Below are 13,886 nucleotides of genomic sequence, written 5' to 3'. Positions count from 1 at the left end.
AAGCCGCCATGCTCTGGTCGTTGTTGAAGATCCTCGTTTTCGTCGCGATTATCGCGCTTCTGGCATTTGGCGCGGGTCTGCTGATGGAAACTGCCGGCGGGGTGCAGATCACCGTAGCCGGCACTGAATATACTCTGAGTGCGCTGCAATCGGTGATTGCGCTGGGCGTACTGGTCTTTGGAGTCTGGCTATTCCTCAAGCTGCTGTCGCTTCTGGTTGCCACGCTGCATTTTTTGAATGGTGATGAAACCGCCTTGTCACGGTATTGGGACAAGGGGCGCGAGCGCAAAGGCTATCAGGCGCTGGCCGATGGTCTGATGGCGCTTGCCTCCGGCGAGGGGCGTCTGGCGCTGGCCAAGGCGGCGCGGGCCGAGAAATACCTGCAAAAGCCGGATCTGACGGATCTGCTGGTGGCACAGGCCGCGGAGATGAGCGGCGACACTCGCAAAGCGGCCGAAGCCTATAAGCGGCTGCTGTCGAACCAGCCGACCCGCTTTGTCGGTGTGCGCGGGATCATGAAGCAGAAGCTGTCCGAAGGCGACACGGAGACAGCCCTCCAGCTGGCCGAGAAAGCACTGGCTCTGCGTCCCAAACATGAGGAAGTGCAGGATACGCTTTTACGTCTGCAAGCCCAGGCCGAGGATTGGGCCGGTGCCCGCAAGACGCTGTCCACCAAACTCAAGACCGGCACCCTGCCGCGCGATCTATTCAAACGCCGTGATGCGGTGCTGGCTCTGTCGGCCTCCAAGGGAATCCTGGACGAAGGTGCGACGGTAGAGCAGCAGGAGCAGGCAATCGAGGCCAACCGATTGTCGCCGGATCTCGTGCCGGCCGCGGCAATGGCCGCCCGTGCATATATCGCCAAAGGCAAGAAACGCCCGGCGGCCCGGCTGCTGAAAAAGACCTGGGAAACCCAGCCGCATCCCGATCTGGCCCATGCTTTTGCCGAAATCGAGCCGGAGGAAAGCGCGGCCGAGCGCGTCAAACGTTTTGATCAGCTGGCCCGGCTCAAACCGCAGGATGATGAGACCCGGCTGATGATGGCCGAACTGAACATTGTCGCCGAAGATTTCCCCGAAGCCCGCCGCTGGCTGAATGATCTGGCCGAGCGTGCACCCGACGCCCGCGGGTTGACGCTGATGGCTGCGATTGAGCGCGGCGAAGGTGCCGGTGACAAGGTTGTTCAGGGCTGGCTGGCCAAGGCACTGACCTCTCCGCGCGGGCCGCAATGGGTCTGTGATAGCTGCAACCATATTCACGCGGAATGGGCGCCGGTTTGCGAGCATTGTGCCAGCTTTGACACCCTGTCCTGGAAACGGCCGGAAACACCGGAAGTTGCCAGCCTTGCAGCAGCACATATGCTGCCGCTGATTACTGGCGCGCCGGAAGAAAAGGCCTCGGAGGCTGTGGAAGAGGCTGAGGTTCTGGAATCCGTTCAGGAACCAGTGTCTGAGTCCCAGGAGCAGATCAAAGAGCCTAATTGAGACAGCATATATAGCAAGGAATGGCGGGATTTCCTGCCGTTCCTTTAGCTCTCAGTGATGGGCGGCCATCAGCCTGCAGAAACAAGCAAACCCGAGGAAACGGCGAGTTCCGGGCTGGAACGAAGTGCATTTTTTCGGGGGATGGTGCCCAGGAGAGGACTCGAACCTCCACGTCCTTACGAACACTAGCACCTGAAGCTAGCGCGTCTACCAATTCCGCCACCTGGGCAGGTGTCGTGGGACCGGCATATAAGCGGAGTCGCAGGCAGCGTCAAACAAAAATGGACCGGCCTGCCTGGCAAAACCCGGACTTCAATAATCACGACCGAATACTGCACAAGTTAAGACGAGGTGGCTGTGGAATTCCGCCAGTTCCTAAGGCGGATCGGCTTGTGAGCAAGGCGATCATGATGGCAAGAAACATACACAGTATGAGGCCTAGCCCTGGCTGTTGAAGGGGCTTGTCATCAGCCGGCCCAAGCAGGTGTGTGACGCCGGTACTGATTACATTGCAACGCGGCACGTGTACTCCTTCCGCGTCGCGAATATGGATTGCATAATTCTTATGCTAAGGGGCTGAGGTCCAGGGAAACGAAGATTGCATTGTGTTTGGCGGTTGCAATCGCGCGCGGGGCGGTCATTTTCGCAGTCTGCATGGCAAAGATCTGCATTGGGAAAGTGAGCGCCCCAACTCTTCCAGAGCGATGGGTGCGTGTCGCCTTCTCATGGAATCTTAACGTAACCCGGGGCGATCAGCCGAACCACAAGGCCCAATTTGGTTATCTCGCGTACCCAGTAAGGCGATGTCGCATATGCCACCATGGCAACCAGACAGGGCGGAAGCGTCTCAAAGAAGTTGAGCAGCTTCGCGCGTTTGATGGCCTTGCTGAAGATGGCGCGGCCGCTCTCAGAAATACCGTGTACTTGAATAACCTCCTTGGCCAGATCTAGGCCGACTGTCCTAACTGCCATTGGGCGGCTCCCTTCCTGGAAGTCGATGACAACTGCAGATTGGCACATTCGATGACGGTGGAGCAGGAAACACCCACCTCATCCGCTTCAGCTCTCTTCGGAAAGATCAAGGAAAAGCCGCTCTGGCGTGGATTGCAAAGCGTCGGCCAAAGCCAACACAATCTTCGCAGGTCGACACATTCTTTTGCCTGCCAAAGTGACAGCAGAGTCAGTCACGCCCAATTCGCGGGCGATTTTGCGAGGGAACTTCCACGAACTCGGAAATCGGCCTTGAGGAGTTCATGTCGATCTAACTGTTTTTTGTGGGCTGCCGCATGACGGATCAGGTGGTTGGCATCGTACATCGGCGGCTCTTGTCTAAACCGGCGCCATTTGCGCCTTCTCCCCACCTGAAATCAAACCATTGATCTTTGCAGCACATAGGCGCAGGTTCACGCCATGGCGAAATCCTTAACATCGCATCGACCTATGCTGGCGATTCTCCTGAAGATGACAGCAATTGCCCTGTTCACTGCTCTGTCCGGCATCATCAAGGCGACATCCGAGCATGTGCCAGCAGGGGAAGCGGTGTTTTTCCGGTCGTTTTTTGCAATTCCAGTGATTGTGGTCTGGTTGTCCATGCGCGGAGAATTGCGGCACGGGCTGATCACCCAAAAGCCGATGTTTCACGTGTGGCGCGGCCTTGTTGGAACGTCGGCAATGGGGATGACCTTCATGGGGCTGGCACTGCTGCCGCTGCCCGAGGTCACCGCCATCGGCTATGCCACGCCGATCTTCACCCTGATCCTGGCGGCGCTGTTATTGGGAGAGACGATCCGGTTGGTGCGGATTTCCGCAGTGGCGATCGGTTTACTGGGTGTGATGATCATGATCTGGCCGCGGCTTGGCGGGGATATGAGCGACGGCGCCATGCTGGGCGTGCTGCTGGTGGTCGGGGCAACGGTGGCCCGCGGCTTTGTGCAGATCCACATCCGCCGCATGGTGCAATCGGAACACACTGCGGCGATCGTGTTCTATTTCTCGCTGACCGCCTCTGCCCTGGCGCTGCTGACCGCGCCGTTCGGCTGGACCATGCCGGATGCGCAAACCGCCGCGCTGCTGGTCGGCGCCGGGATAGTTGGCGGGGTGGCGCAAATCCTGGTCACCTCTTCTTACCGCTTTGCGCCTGCGTCGATGCTGGCGCCCTATGACTATGCCTCAATGATAATTGCAATCGTCATTGGCTATGTCTGGTTCGAAGAATGGCCGACGCTGGTGATGCTTGCCGGTGCAGCACTGGTCATTGCCGGCAATATTCTGGTGATCTGGCGCGAGCACCGGCTTGGCCTGCAGCGCGGCAAGGCTAAGCCGATGATTGATCCCAAGGGCGGATAATTGGCTCTAACTTGACCAAATACCTGCAATCATCGCGCCAAGCGCTACAGCATGGATCAGCATAATTGCCCGGTCATTCCACAAAACGCCAACCAGGAACCATCCTGTTAGCCCGGCCAGGAACAGATAGATGTTCCAGGGGTGAAGCCCCCAAGCGGTGGCAGAATAGCCAAGGATCTGGACGATGGACGCGGCCCATTTCAATAGAAAGGCCGGATTGACCTCGGTATTTCCGGACAGGACCTGAGCGTCAGACTGCACGGGTCAATCCCCCATCGACGCGGATGTTCTGGCCAGTTGTGTAAGCGGCATCTTCCGAAGCCAGATAGGCAATCAGCGCAGAAATCTCACGCGAGGTGCCGTAACGGCCCATCGGAATACGGGCCTTGCGGTCCTCGGTTTCGGGCAGGCTGTCGATAAAACCCGGCAGCACATTGTTCATCCGCACGCCTTGGGCGGCGAATTTGTCGGCAAACAGTTTGGTAAAGCTCGCCAGACCGGCCCGGAACACACCGGAGGTCGGGAACAGCGGGTCCGGTTCAAACACCGCGAAGGTCGATATGTTGATGATCGATCCCTTGCCCTGTGCCACCATGATTGGTGCCACCAGGCGCGCCGGGCGGATCACGTTCATCAGGTAGAATTCCATCCCCAGATGCCAGTCGTCATCGCTGATTTCCATGATATCACCCTTAGGGCCGTGGCCCGCGGAATTTACCAGCACATCGATGCGGCCCCAGCGTTCCATCACCTTGTCCACCAGCGCTTGAAGGTCGCTTTGCTCCTGATTAGAGCCTGTATGCCCCACTCCGCCCAACTCCTGCGCCAGGGCCTCGCCCCTGCCGGATGAAGACACGATCGCGATTTCATATCCCTGCTCGTGAAGATGGCGGGCAGCGTCTGCGCCCATGCCGCTGCCTGCAGCGGTGAAAAGTGCAACTTTGGTCATTCTGGAACTCCTTTTCTTGGCCTCAAGGATGTCGGTTCAATCACCGCTTGACCAATCATGTCTCATCGCGCCAGACTGTAGAAAAACTACTGGCTTACCCGGATGCGCCTGCCTAACCTCAATGCCCTGCGAATGTTTGACGCCGCCGCCCGATACCTGAATTTCGGCCGGGCGGCTGAAGAGCTGCACTTGACCCAAGGCGCTGTGGCCCAGCAGGTGCGGCGGCTGGAGGCGGACCTGGGCCACAAGCTGTTCCACCGCCATGCACGCGGGCTGACGCTGACTGATACCGGCCGCAGCTACCACGCGCCGGTGCAGCAGGCCTTGGCCCTGATCCGGGATGCAACAGACAAGCTGGCACCGGCGGTGCAGCGTGTCACCCTGTCGGTGCCGCCGTCCTTTGCCTCCAAATGGCTGGTGCCGCGGCTGCCGGAGTTCGAGGCCGCGCATCCGGATATCGACCTGCGGGTGGTGGCGGAGGAAAGCCTGACCGATTTCAAGCGGGACGGCATCGACATCGCCATCCGCCAGGGCGGCAAACCGCAGGAAAGCGGGCTGAATTACGCCCTGCTTTCGCTGGTGGATCTGGTAGCGGTGGCCAAGGAAGATGCGTCTCTAACTAAGGAAAAACAGCCCGAACTGGCCGGTCTTGCGACGCAAACTCTGATCCAGGACGGGCACCGGCACTGGGACCTGCTGCTGCGGCAAGAAGGCCTGGCGGCAACAGGGCGGATCCTGCTGTTCAATCAAACCGCGCTGGCGATGGATGCCGCGATGAATGGCCAGGGCATTGCGCTGGTGCCACGGATATTCCTGGGCACCCAGCCTCTCCGGATCCTGTGGCAAGCCCCACGCCAGGGGGACCAGGGGTTTTATGTGCTTTGGCCCAGCCAGAAAGGCCGGGCCAAAGCAGTTGTCGACTGTCTGCTGCGCCAGTAATTCTCAGGCCGAGGCCGTCTCCGCCCCTTCCGGCGCGCTAAGCGAGATCACCGCCAGAACCGCAGCCCCGTTCAACAGATAGAAGGCTGCGTCCAGCCCGGCAAAACCAAAGAGAAACGGTGCCGCCAGAAAGGTTAGACCGACAATCAGGTCAACCGTCAGATGCAACTTGTAGGGCAGCACCCGGATCAGACCCAGGTGGTGGTCGGTCAGTACCGTCAGGACAAATGCAGCGATGCCGGTTGCCACCGACAGCCACAACGCCAGCGGGTTGCTGTCACCAAGGCCGAGCAGGAGCGGCAGCCCCATCAGGGCGATGGCCACAGGGTAATCGAGATAGGCATGGATGGTACGGGTCACGAAACGCAACGGCATGGGTCAGATCCTTGTTACTGAGAACATTCTGGCCGCGTCCTTGGCGGCTCTGACCCCAGATTGCCTTACCCAGATCGAACGGTGAATTTCAGATCATCTCGCAAATCTTGCAGATCGTTCAGAGATCCGGCCTTGGCTGCCGTTCAAGCGGCTGCATGCTGCTGCCGGTAGGCCGCCGGCGAAATCCCCACCTGCTTGCGGAACACACGGGAAAACGCTGCTTCGGAGGCATAGCCGGCAACCTCCGCAGCATCGGCAACACTCAACCCTTGCTCCGTCAGTCCCTGGCAGGCGATCTGCATCCGCCAGCCGGTCAGGTACTGCATCGGTGTCACCTCCATCTTGGCGGTGAACTCCTGGGCAAAGGCAGTGCGCGACATGCCGGCCTCGCGGGCCAGGCCTTCGACGCTCCACTCCTGTGCCGGGGATTGGTGAAACGCGGTCAGCGCCCGCGAAATCCGCGGATCGGCAAAGCCCGCCAGCGCCGAGCCGCTGGGGCTTTGATGCTCCAGATAGGCGCGGATCGCCTGGGCAAACAGCACCTCTGACAGTTTCAGCGCAATCAGGTCGCCGCCTATGCGGGTGCCATGCACCTCCGAGCCGATCATCCGCAAGGTCGCCTCGATCCATGCGCCTGCCTCCTCGCCGTAGTTCTCGATCACAATAAAGGGCGGCAGGCGGTCGATCAGCATATGCCCAGTGCCGCGCCGCGCCGGCACACCCGCGAACGAAAAATGGCCGCAGATCAGCTGAGTATCGCGCCCCGCGCCCTCGCCGCCGTACACCAGCACTCCGCCGCCATCGTATCCGGCCTCCTCCAGCACTTGCTCCAGCGGCAGGGCCTCCAGCGGCTGTACCTCGTTGCACAACAGCATATGCGCCGCACCATGCGGGATCAGCACCAAATCGCCCTGTTTCAACCGCAGAGTTTCGCCGGTTGCGGGCACATGCACCTTCAGCTCGCCGCGCTGCACAAAGTGGAAGCGGGCGACGTTTTCATAGGGCGGCACCTGAATCCCGAACGGCGGGGTAAAGGAGGTGCGGAAGTAAAACGTCCCTTTGAGGGAAAGCCGGGTGAGAATATCGCTAAGCAAGTCCAACATACATGCCATGATAACCACACGGCATCCGGCGTCCACGGTTCAGGACGAACTGCAAGGAAAGTTGAACGGATTGCCAAGCCACAGCACACGCAGGGCCAGCAGGTCTGCCATCTGCGCTATGGTCACGGATCAGACGCTAGCAACTGTATTGTTCAAACGGTCTGATAGGTCCATTTCTGGCGAGATTTGCAGAGCGCGTTAACGATTGTTACGGGCTTCCGGGCGACCGCCTTGATGACAACCTTGTGTGGTTTTCCGGCGGCGCGCAGGCGATCGGCGAAGGGCTTGAGAACCGGATTGTGGTGGCTGGCAACGAGTGCGGCCTGGAATAGGACGTGGCGCAATAGCCTTCTGCCTCCGCCAATGGCACGTTTTCCGCGAAGGGCACCGCTGTCATGCGCGATGGGAGCAAGGCCTGTGAGAGCTGCGGCCTGTTCACCGGATATGTGTCCAAGTTCCGGCATTTCCACTATGAGCATTGTGCTGGCGACTGGCCCAATTCCTGGAACTGACCGCAAGATTTCTGAGGTCTCCGCAAGGTTTTCATCAGCCGCGATGATTTGCTCAATCTGGGCTTCCAACTCAGCGATCTGACGATCCAGAAGGTCTTTCAAGTCGGCGTCCATATCTGAAAACACTTCAGATGATCCCAGCTTTCTGTGCGCTTTGATCTGCGTCAGAAGCCGCTTGCGTGTTTCGGCGATCTGCCCACGTTCGGACACCAAGGCTCTGAGAAGACGTAACCTCTCATGCGGAAGGCTGCGCCCGGAATCTGGCCGGAACACCATGAACCGGGCAATTAGTCCGGCGTCAATCCTGTCAGTCTTGGCCCGTGTGCCTCGGCTGGCGGCAAAGGCTTTTATCTGTGCAGGCGGCAATTGCCGTGTTGTCAAACCCGCACCATCCAAAGTTGCCCATAACCGCCATTCCTGACCACCAGTGGCCTCGAAACAAACGAGCGCATCCAGGTCCCGAGCCAGTCCGGCAACTTGCTTATGACCCTCAATGTTGTTCGGCACCCTCACACGCTTGCCATTGGGCAGGCAGCGAAGGTCCAGCCAGTCTCGACTGACATCTATTCCGATAACTGCCGCCCGTGTTATTTTGCTCATACCCTCTTCCTTCTGATCCGTGGTCCTTAGTGGCAACATGCAACTGTTCGAGATGATGAAGAGAGACGGTGCTGGCTCGCTAGCAAACGTGGTCACACCCGCAAGGCTCAGACGCCATGCACCGCCCCGTCAGCAACCTCGGCCAAGGTCGCTGACGGGGGCAACATAGCAAAGCTGAGATACAGAAGGCTCAGGACACATTGATTTCGATTGATCGTCATGATTCACCGGTCGAAAAATTGAACGGTGACATGTCTGATCTCTTTTGGCTGACCGACGCGCAAATGGCCGGATGGCACACCACGACAGGGTTTTGGCCGCTCAAGACCGTCAGGCGGGAAAACGATCCCGCGGATCGTTTTCTCATTCCCCCATCAGCTATGTCCCGCAATCTGTGAGTACGTTTTTGGTGCGGCAAAAGCTCGTTTCAGGCGCCAACGACCAGCAGAGGCAAGGCTTCTGACGAGAATGGCAGAACTATCTGGTGCTTTTCAGGGGGGGGTGGTGCACTTGCGGATGATTACCTAGAACACTTTGATCCCACTGATTTGATACAGAAATTGGAGGAGTGGGAGACCATTCTGGGAGCTGATCCTGAACTTGTTCAAAGGCTGCGTACCATTGATCAAGACACAGAGAAAAGCAGTTCCTCGGCAGTCTTAGACGAAGAGTTAGCACGACCCCGTCCAAAACTGCGGGAACCTCGCCCATGAGTCGTCCTGCACCGTTTTCCCTTCGCCTTACACCAGATGAACGCCAGAAGCTTGAAGCCCAAATTGGGGCGATGCCACTGGCGTCCTATATCAAGTCGGTGGTTTTGGCCGACGAAGCTCCTAAATATCGTAGTCGGCGGAAACCACCTGTTGCGGAGCAACAGTTACTTGCTGAAGTGCTTGCACGCCTTGGCCAGACCCGCCACGTAAACAATCTTAATCAGATCGCCAAACATCTAAACCTCGGCACGTTGGTTATTGATCCTGAACTGGAAGACGATCTCAAACGCGCTGTGGCTGAGGTCGCATGGATGCGGGCCACGCTAATGGAAGCATTGGGGGTGAAGTCATGATCCTCAAAGGCTCACAACGTGCTGGCGCAAGGCTCTTGCAGATCACCTTATGAATGAACGTGACAATGATCATGCCACCTCTTTAGAGTTGCGTGGATTTTCGTCTGATCAACTTAATGATGCGTTGACTGAGACCTACGCAATTTCCAAAGCCACCCGTTGTAAGCAGTTCATGTTCTCTTTGAGTTTAAACCCACCCACAGATCATATTGCCACCGAAGACGACTTTCTTGAGGCCGCAGATCGCGCAGAACAAGCATTGGGACTGGATGGCCAGCCCCGCGCCATTGTCATGCATGAAAAAGAAGGCCGCCGTCATGCCCATGTGGTGTGGTCCCGCATTGACGGCGATGAGATGCGGATCGTTTTGCGTACCATCGAGCTGAGGGAGCTAGAACACCAGAAATAACCTTACCATTCAAGGCGTTAAGGGTGTTTCAGTATAAGGAAAAGAGTAATGGTGCCGGTGATAGGACTCGAACCTACGACCCCATCATTACGAATGACGTGCTCTACCAGCTGAGCTACACCGGCGCCGTTTTCTGCCTGTAGCGGAAAACAATGCTGCCCGTTTAAACGCTGCTTGAAAACCGCGCAAGTGGGGATCCTGCGGGTTTTTCTGGTTTTCCCCGTACAGCGCAGGTAGTGCTGGGCAGCTCGCCAAACCGATCGCGGTAGAGCTGGGAAAACCGGCCTAAGTGAGAAAAGCCGCAGTCATATGCAATGCTGCTGACCGGCGTTTCAGGAGGCCGGGACAACAGCAGATAGCGAGCCAGATCCAGCCGTAAATCGCGCAGGTACGCCACCGGCGTCAAACCAAAAGCCTGACGGAATCCGGTTTGCAGGCTGCGGATACTGCATCCTGCTGCGGCGGCTATTTCTAAAACGGTTACAGGATCTCCTGCATGCGTGTGAATGAAGTCCCGTGCACGGCGGATCTGATGGCTGCTGCCGGCCGCTGTCCGCGGTGACAGAAGATGGCGGATGTTGCTTTGCTGATAGGTGAGGAAGCCCAGGATCAGCTGCTCTTCGATCAAACTTTGCTGCAGGCGGCTCCAGGTGCCGAACCCTGCCTGCGCATCAGTGGCGTGGACACAGGCGGCAAATTGACGTGCCCAACGGTGCAATGGCCCTTTTGAGACGGGAACGGCTGTGTTGAAAATCACCGCTTCGGCCAGAGTAAGCCCGGCAGCGCGTTCCGCGATTTCATGCAAAGCTTTCCGGTCGATCTGCATAAGCAGCATCCGGCAATCGGAATGCCAGGTCATCCGGGTGGCCCGTGTCGGGTTCAGCACAGTGGCAACGCGGCAGTCCGAAACCTCGGTTTCTGCTCCGTTGGCCACTTGCGCATGGCCGCTGACCGGTACCTGCACCAGATAGAAATCCTGCAGCTCACCGGGGTCGATCTGCACGGTGGATCCATAGCTGAGGTAATTTAGAGAGAGGTGCTGTCCGCAGACGTGGTTGTGGCGGGTACCAAAGCCACGGGCCAGCCCCGCCGGCTCCAGCCGGTGATCGCAGAATTTTTGCGCGACAAGCGAGCGGGCCTCATCAATGTCGCGGCTGTGGAATTGCCGCCACGCGCGCAAGGGCTCGCGCCTGGTTGATGCCTGTTGCCTAGTCATTGACGCAGCCTAACACGGTTACCCGGTCAGACAATCATGGCAGGCTGCGCTATTTTGCGCATATTGGATAATCCTTTTGCGGAGCCGCCCCTAGGCTGCTGGGAGGAGAAAAATGGGAGGAAAGCATGGCATTGGATCGGGGAATTACCAAGGCGGCCGAGGGGCTGGAGGGCCTGTCCTGGAACGTAGTTGGCCACACCTACACGCCCAAGCTGCACAGCGAAAACGCGTTTATCTGGCACGCACTGATCCCGGACGGCACATTTGTGCCGCCGCATATTCATCCCGCGCAGGATGAGTGGATCACCCTGTTGGAGGGTGCGCTGGAGGTGGAATTCGGCGGTGATGTTTTTCGGGCCGGGCCGGGCGACACTGTGCGGATGCCGATGGGCGTGGCGCATGGCATCTTTAACCGTTCGGGCGCTGCGGCCTCTTGTGTTTTTGGGGTAGCTCCGTCGCGCAAGCTGTTCGATTTGTTTTGTGCGCTGGACGGCGTGACCGACCCGGAAGAACTGGTGCGGATCTCGGCGCTGCATGAGGTCGACTTCCTGCCGCCTCCGGCGGAATGAGGGAGCGGAACATGGTAAAGCGCAAAACGGTTGCCGTGATCGGCGGCGGAATAAGCGGTCTGGCTGCAGCCAAAGCCTTTGCGGAAAAGGGGCATCAGGTTCTGGGGTTTGAACGCAGCCATGACCTGGGTGGAGTATGGGAGCCATCGCGCTCCTATCCTGGGGTGCAGACGCAGTCCCCCAAGGAACTTTATTGCTATACCGACCACCCGATGCCGCAGGAGTACCCTGAATGGCCCAAGGGACCGCAGGTGCATGCCTATCTGCATTCTTACGCTCACAAGCACGATCTGCACCGGTATTTTCGGTTGAACGCCGCTGTACAGGAGATGGACCGGCGCCCGGACGGGCGGCCGGGCTGGCGGCTGGTGGTCGAGACGGACGGCGAAACCCGCGTGCAGGACGTGGATTTCGCTGTCGTCTGCACAGGGCAGTTTTCAGAGAAAAACATCCTTAGCCATCCTGGGCAGGAAGATTTTAAGGCGCAAGGCGGGGATGTTATGCATTCCTCGGAGTACCTCGACCCTGGCCATGCGCGCGGTAAGCGGGTGGTGGTGCTGGGCGGCTCAAAGTCTGCCACCGATGTGGCGGTGAATGCAGTGCAGAATGGTGCGCGGCAGGTGCATCTGGTCTACCGGCAGAATGTCTGGCGGATTCCGTATTTCGTCGGCGGCATCAATTTCAAGAAGCTGCTGTATATGCGGGCCCAAGAGGCACAATTCAACGGTTGGGGCCGCAGCTGGCTGCACAAGGCAATCTATAGCCTGGCGAAACCGTTGATCTGGGTCAATTTCCGTGGGTTAGAGACGCTTTTGAAGCTGCAGCTGGGGCTGAAGAAGTGGGATATGGTGCCCGATATGCCGATCGAACAGGATGTATCCTGTTCGGTTCCGATTGTGACGCCGGGTCTGTTTGAAGGATTCAAAAGCGGCTCGATCATTCCGCGGCGCACAACGATTTCGCGGTATGAGGGCGATGAGGTAGTGCTGGAGAACGGCGATAGAATCGGCGCTGACCTGGTGATCTCGGCGGTGGGCTGGAAGCTGGGCATCCCCTATCTGGCCCAGCGGCATCTGGACAAGCTGATCGAGGCTGATGGCCAGTACCGGACCTACCGGCTGTCGGTGAACCCGGACCTGCCGGAGATGGGCTTTGTCGGTTTCAACTCCAGCTTTTGCACGATTCTATCGGCAGAGCTGGTGGCGAATTGGCTGGTCCGCTTTGCTGACGGCAAGCTGGAGAAGCAGCCCTCGCGGGCAGAGATGGAGGACAACATCCAAATGATGCTTGATTGGCGCCGCAAGGAACGGCCTGCCGCGCAGATCTATGGCGGACTGTGCTCGGCACCGTTCCATTTCAAGCATTTTGACGAACTGCTGATGGATATGGGGGCGGCGCAGTGGAAACGTTCCAACCCGTTGGTTGAGCAATTTGCACCGCCGGATGCCAGCGCTTATGGCCGGTTTCTGGCGACGGCACCGCAATACACGGCGGCCTGAAATCTGCCCTTGTGCCTGCTGGAGACGGCGGGCGCATTCACGCTTAAGCATATGCCTATCTGCAGCTGCGAAGTGCAGAATTTTTTCTTCGGGGAATGGTGCCCAGGAGAGGACTCGAACCTCCACGTCCTTACGAACACTAGCACCTGAAGCTAGCGCGTCTACCAATTCCGCCACCTGGGCAGGTGTCGTGAGACCGGCGTATAAGGTGGTTCGCTGGGGCGTCAAACGGAAAACCGCCGAAGATCCAACCAAAGATGGAATGCCGATCCAGGCCGCCCTATCGCCGAGTGAGAAAGTCCATCTTAAAAGCCACATGTGTCAGGAAACTTGTCCAGGCCTGCTGTGTTTCTCTGTTCCAGTCCGGAGCCAGCGTGTCAGCAAGGGCACTGGTGAAACTGCTTATGAAGCCCTGGAAATGGGCATCTGATACGTCAAGTTTGCGATGCTTTTCACCTTGCTGTTGCAAGATCGAATCCAACCGGCCGGTGTCATCCAGCGCTTCGGCGATATGGGTCAGTGAGGCCAGCAGCTTTCCCTCTTGCTGGGTCAGATCGTCAGGGAACAGGCTCCGGATATCGGGGCAGACAGCAAAGAAATTTTCGTAGAATGCCGCCACACAGGCTTCGATGTTCATCCGCTCGCTTTCAAAGCTTTGCCGGATCAGCTTTTTGTCCTGCTCACTAACCGCCGGGACTGACCTCCTGAAAACGTGCAGATACAGATGTTACCGCTGCATCACCCCACTCTAGCGTTGGAGGGTTGAAAACAGGGTTAACCAAACCGCCCAATTCACAGCAAGCTGTTAACGGCTCTTGC

The 13,886-nt window shown here is 58.2% G+C and carries 16 protein-coding genes and 3 tRNA genes; 8 read left to right on the top strand and 11 right to left on the bottom strand.

The genetic code is table 11. The annotated features are described in order from the left end of the window. The first annotated feature begins 8 nt into the window (after nucleotides 1–8). Nucleotides 9–1,484, top strand: coding sequence for a heme biosynthesis protein HemY (locus tag ETW23_RS19980; RefSeq protein ID WP_134831035.1), 1,476 nt, complete (start codon nucleotides 9–11; stop codon nucleotides 1,482–1,484). A gap of 142 nt (nucleotides 1,485–1,626) precedes the next feature. Here the strand turns inward: ETW23_RS19980 and ETW23_RS19975 are convergent. Next, a tRNA-Leu gene (locus ETW23_RS19975) sits at nucleotides 1,627–1,713 on the bottom strand. Between the two features lie 494 nt (nucleotides 1,714–2,207). Next, complete coding sequence (locus ETW23_RS19970) at nucleotides 2,208–2,456, bottom strand: transposase (protein ID WP_134831034.1); 249 nt, start codon at nucleotides 2,454–2,456, stop codon at nucleotides 2,208–2,210. A gap of 438 nt (nucleotides 2,457–2,894) precedes the next feature. On the opposite strand from ETW23_RS19970, the gene ETW23_RS19960 reads away from it, so the two are divergent. Continuing rightward, on the top strand, nucleotides 2,895–3,830 hold the full coding sequence (locus ETW23_RS19960) for a DMT family transporter (protein WP_134831033.1): 936 nt from the start codon (nucleotides 2,895–2,897) through the stop codon (nucleotides 3,828–3,830). A gap of 6 nt (nucleotides 3,831–3,836) precedes the next feature. Here ETW23_RS19960 and ETW23_RS19955 read toward each other — a convergent pair whose 3' ends face one another. Both ETW23_RS19955 and ETW23_RS19950 read right to left on the bottom strand, forming a co-directional pair. Continuing rightward, nucleotides 3,837–4,091 (bottom strand): DUF6552 family protein, encoded by a 255-nt coding sequence (locus ETW23_RS19955; RefSeq protein WP_134831032.1) that lies wholly within the window; start codon nucleotides 4,089–4,091, stop codon nucleotides 3,837–3,839. Next, nucleotides 4,081–4,779 (bottom strand): SDR family oxidoreductase, encoded by a 699-nt coding sequence (locus ETW23_RS19950; RefSeq protein ID WP_134831031.1) that lies wholly within the window; start codon nucleotides 4,777–4,779, stop codon nucleotides 4,081–4,083. The genes ETW23_RS19955 and ETW23_RS19950 overlap by 11 nt, the downstream gene beginning before the upstream one ends. Before the next feature lie 132 nt (nucleotides 4,780–4,911). On the opposite strand from ETW23_RS19950, the gene ETW23_RS19945 reads away from it, so the two are divergent. Continuing rightward, nucleotides 4,912–5,718 (top strand): LysR substrate-binding domain-containing protein, encoded by an 807-nt coding sequence (locus ETW23_RS19945; protein WP_167738159.1) that lies wholly within the window; start codon nucleotides 4,912–4,914, stop codon nucleotides 5,716–5,718. A 3-nt stretch (nucleotides 5,719–5,721) separates the two neighbouring features. On the opposite strand, the gene ETW23_RS19940 is transcribed toward ETW23_RS19945, so the two are convergent. The 3 genes from ETW23_RS19940 to ETW23_RS19930 all read right to left on the bottom strand — a co-directional run bounded on the left by ETW23_RS19940 (nucleotide 5,722) and on the right by ETW23_RS19930 (nucleotide 8,308). Further along, nucleotides 5,722–6,093 carry a hypothetical protein gene (locus tag ETW23_RS19940; RefSeq protein WP_134831029.1) on the bottom strand — a complete coding sequence of 124 codons (372 nt, stop codon included), beginning with the start codon at nucleotides 6,091–6,093 and terminating at the stop codon, nucleotides 5,722–5,724. A 143-nt stretch (nucleotides 6,094–6,236) separates the two neighbouring features. Next, a complete protein-coding gene (locus ETW23_RS19935; protein WP_134831028.1) occupies nucleotides 6,237–7,196 on the bottom strand; it encodes an AraC family transcriptional regulator in 960 nt (319 codons plus the stop codon). A 152-nt stretch (nucleotides 7,197–7,348) separates the two neighbouring features. Continuing rightward, complete coding sequence (locus ETW23_RS19930; protein ID WP_134831000.1) at nucleotides 7,349–8,308, bottom strand: IS110 family transposase; 960 nt, start codon at nucleotides 8,306–8,308, stop codon at nucleotides 7,349–7,351. 200 nt (nucleotides 8,309–8,508) lie between these two features. On the opposite strand from ETW23_RS19930, the gene ETW23_RS19925 reads away from it, so the two are divergent. The 3 genes from ETW23_RS19925 (at nucleotide 8,509) to ETW23_RS19915 (ending at nucleotide 9,783) form a co-directional block, all read left to right on the top strand. After that, entirely contained in the window at nucleotides 8,509–8,706 is a 198-nt protein-coding gene (locus ETW23_RS19925; RefSeq protein WP_134831027.1) for a hypothetical protein, read from the top strand. Nucleotides 8,707–9,017: 311 nt separating this feature from the next. After that, nucleotides 9,018–9,374 (top strand): MobC family plasmid mobilization relaxosome protein, encoded by a 357-nt coding sequence (locus ETW23_RS19920; RefSeq protein WP_247676936.1) that lies wholly within the window; start codon nucleotides 9,018–9,020, stop codon nucleotides 9,372–9,374. Nucleotides 9,375–9,423: 49 nt separating this feature from the next. Beyond that, on the top strand, nucleotides 9,424–9,783 hold the full coding sequence (locus tag ETW23_RS19915; RefSeq protein ID WP_247676937.1) for a hypothetical protein: 360 nt from the start codon (nucleotides 9,424–9,426) through the stop codon (nucleotides 9,781–9,783). 49 nt (nucleotides 9,784–9,832) lie between these two features. On the opposite strand, the gene ETW23_RS19910 is transcribed toward ETW23_RS19915, so the two are convergent. Beyond that, nucleotides 9,833–9,908, bottom strand: a tRNA-Thr gene (locus ETW23_RS19910). A 38-nt stretch (nucleotides 9,909–9,946) separates the two neighbouring features. Continuing rightward, complete coding sequence (locus ETW23_RS19905) at nucleotides 9,947–10,999, bottom strand: AraC family transcriptional regulator (RefSeq protein WP_134831026.1); 1,053 nt, start codon at nucleotides 10,997–10,999, stop codon at nucleotides 9,947–9,949. A gap of 125 nt (nucleotides 11,000–11,124) precedes the next feature. Here ETW23_RS19905 and ETW23_RS19900 point away from each other — a divergent pair, with 125 nt between their 5' ends. Both ETW23_RS19900 and ETW23_RS19895 read left to right on the top strand, forming a co-directional pair. Continuing rightward, nucleotides 11,125–11,568: a cupin domain-containing protein gene (locus ETW23_RS19900; protein WP_129372702.1), complete on the top strand. Its 444-nt coding sequence runs from the start codon at nucleotides 11,125–11,127 to the stop codon at nucleotides 11,566–11,568. Between the two features lie 11 nt (nucleotides 11,569–11,579). Next, nucleotides 11,580–13,067, top strand: a complete 1,488-nt coding sequence (locus ETW23_RS19895; protein ID WP_134831025.1) for an NAD(P)/FAD-dependent oxidoreductase — start codon at nucleotides 11,580–11,582, stop codon at nucleotides 13,065–13,067. 96 nt (nucleotides 13,068–13,163) lie between these two features. Here the strand turns inward: ETW23_RS19895 and ETW23_RS19890 are convergent. Together ETW23_RS19890 and ETW23_RS19885 are read right to left on the bottom strand one after the other, a co-directional pair. Continuing rightward, nucleotides 13,164–13,250 (bottom strand) — tRNA-Leu (locus ETW23_RS19890). 97 nt (nucleotides 13,251–13,347) lie between these two features. Further along, nucleotides 13,348–13,704: a globin domain-containing protein gene (locus tag ETW23_RS19885; protein WP_134831024.1), complete on the bottom strand. Its 357-nt coding sequence runs from the start codon at nucleotides 13,702–13,704 to the stop codon at nucleotides 13,348–13,350. Between the last annotated feature and the right edge of the window lie 182 nt (nucleotides 13,705–13,886).

Source organism: Leisingera sp. NJS201, from assembly GCF_004535885.1.
Classification (GTDB): domain Bacteria; phylum Pseudomonadota; class Alphaproteobacteria; order Rhodobacterales; family Rhodobacteraceae; genus Leisingera.
Note: the sequence above shows the minus strand (reverse complement) of the source record. Positions and strands in the feature narration are given on the sequence as shown.

Excerpts from the sequence above, each read along its gene's own strand:
- ETW23_RS19980 (WP_134831035.1), top strand. The coding sequence starts at position 9 with ATGCTCTGGTCGTTGTTGAAGATCCTCGTTTTCGTCGCGATTATCGCG.
- ETW23_RS19970 (WP_134831034.1), bottom strand. The coding sequence starts at position 2,456 with ATGGCAGTTAGGACAGTCGGCCTAGATCTGGCCAAGGAGGTTATTCAA.
- ETW23_RS19960 (WP_134831033.1), top strand. The coding sequence starts at position 2,895 with ATGGCGAAATCCTTAACATCGCATCGACCTATGCTGGCGATTCTCCTG.
- ETW23_RS19950 (WP_134831031.1), bottom strand. The coding sequence starts at position 4,779 with ATGACCAAAGTTGCACTTTTCACCGCTGCAGGCAGCGGCATGGGCGCA.
- ETW23_RS19945 (WP_167738159.1), top strand. The coding sequence starts at position 4,912 with ATGTTTGACGCCGCCGCCCGATACCTGAATTTCGGCCGGGCGGCTGAA.
- ETW23_RS19940 (WP_134831029.1), bottom strand. The coding sequence starts at position 6,093 with ATGCCGTTGCGTTTCGTGACCCGTACCATCCATGCCTATCTCGATTAC.
- ETW23_RS19935 (WP_134831028.1), bottom strand. The coding sequence starts at position 7,196 with ATGTTGGACTTGCTTAGCGATATTCTCACCCGGCTTTCCCTCAAAGGG.
- ETW23_RS19930 (WP_134831000.1), bottom strand. The coding sequence starts at position 8,308 with ATGAGCAAAATAACACGGGCGGCAGTTATCGGAATAGATGTCAGTCGA.
- ETW23_RS19920 (WP_247676936.1), top strand. The coding sequence starts at position 9,018 with ATGAGTCGTCCTGCACCGTTTTCCCTTCGCCTTACACCAGATGAACGC.
- ETW23_RS19915 (WP_247676937.1), top strand. The coding sequence starts at position 9,424 with ATGAATGAACGTGACAATGATCATGCCACCTCTTTAGAGTTGCGTGGA.
- ETW23_RS19905 (WP_134831026.1), bottom strand. The coding sequence starts at position 10,999 with ATGACTAGGCAACAGGCATCAACCAGGCGCGAGCCCTTGCGCGCGTGG.
- ETW23_RS19900 (WP_129372702.1), top strand. The coding sequence starts at position 11,125 with ATGGCATTGGATCGGGGAATTACCAAGGCGGCCGAGGGGCTGGAGGGC.
- ETW23_RS19895 (WP_134831025.1), top strand. The coding sequence starts at position 11,580 with ATGGTAAAGCGCAAAACGGTTGCCGTGATCGGCGGCGGAATAAGCGGT.
- ETW23_RS19885 (WP_134831024.1), bottom strand. The coding sequence starts at position 13,704 with ATGAACATCGAAGCCTGTGTGGCGGCATTCTACGAAAATTTCTTTGCT.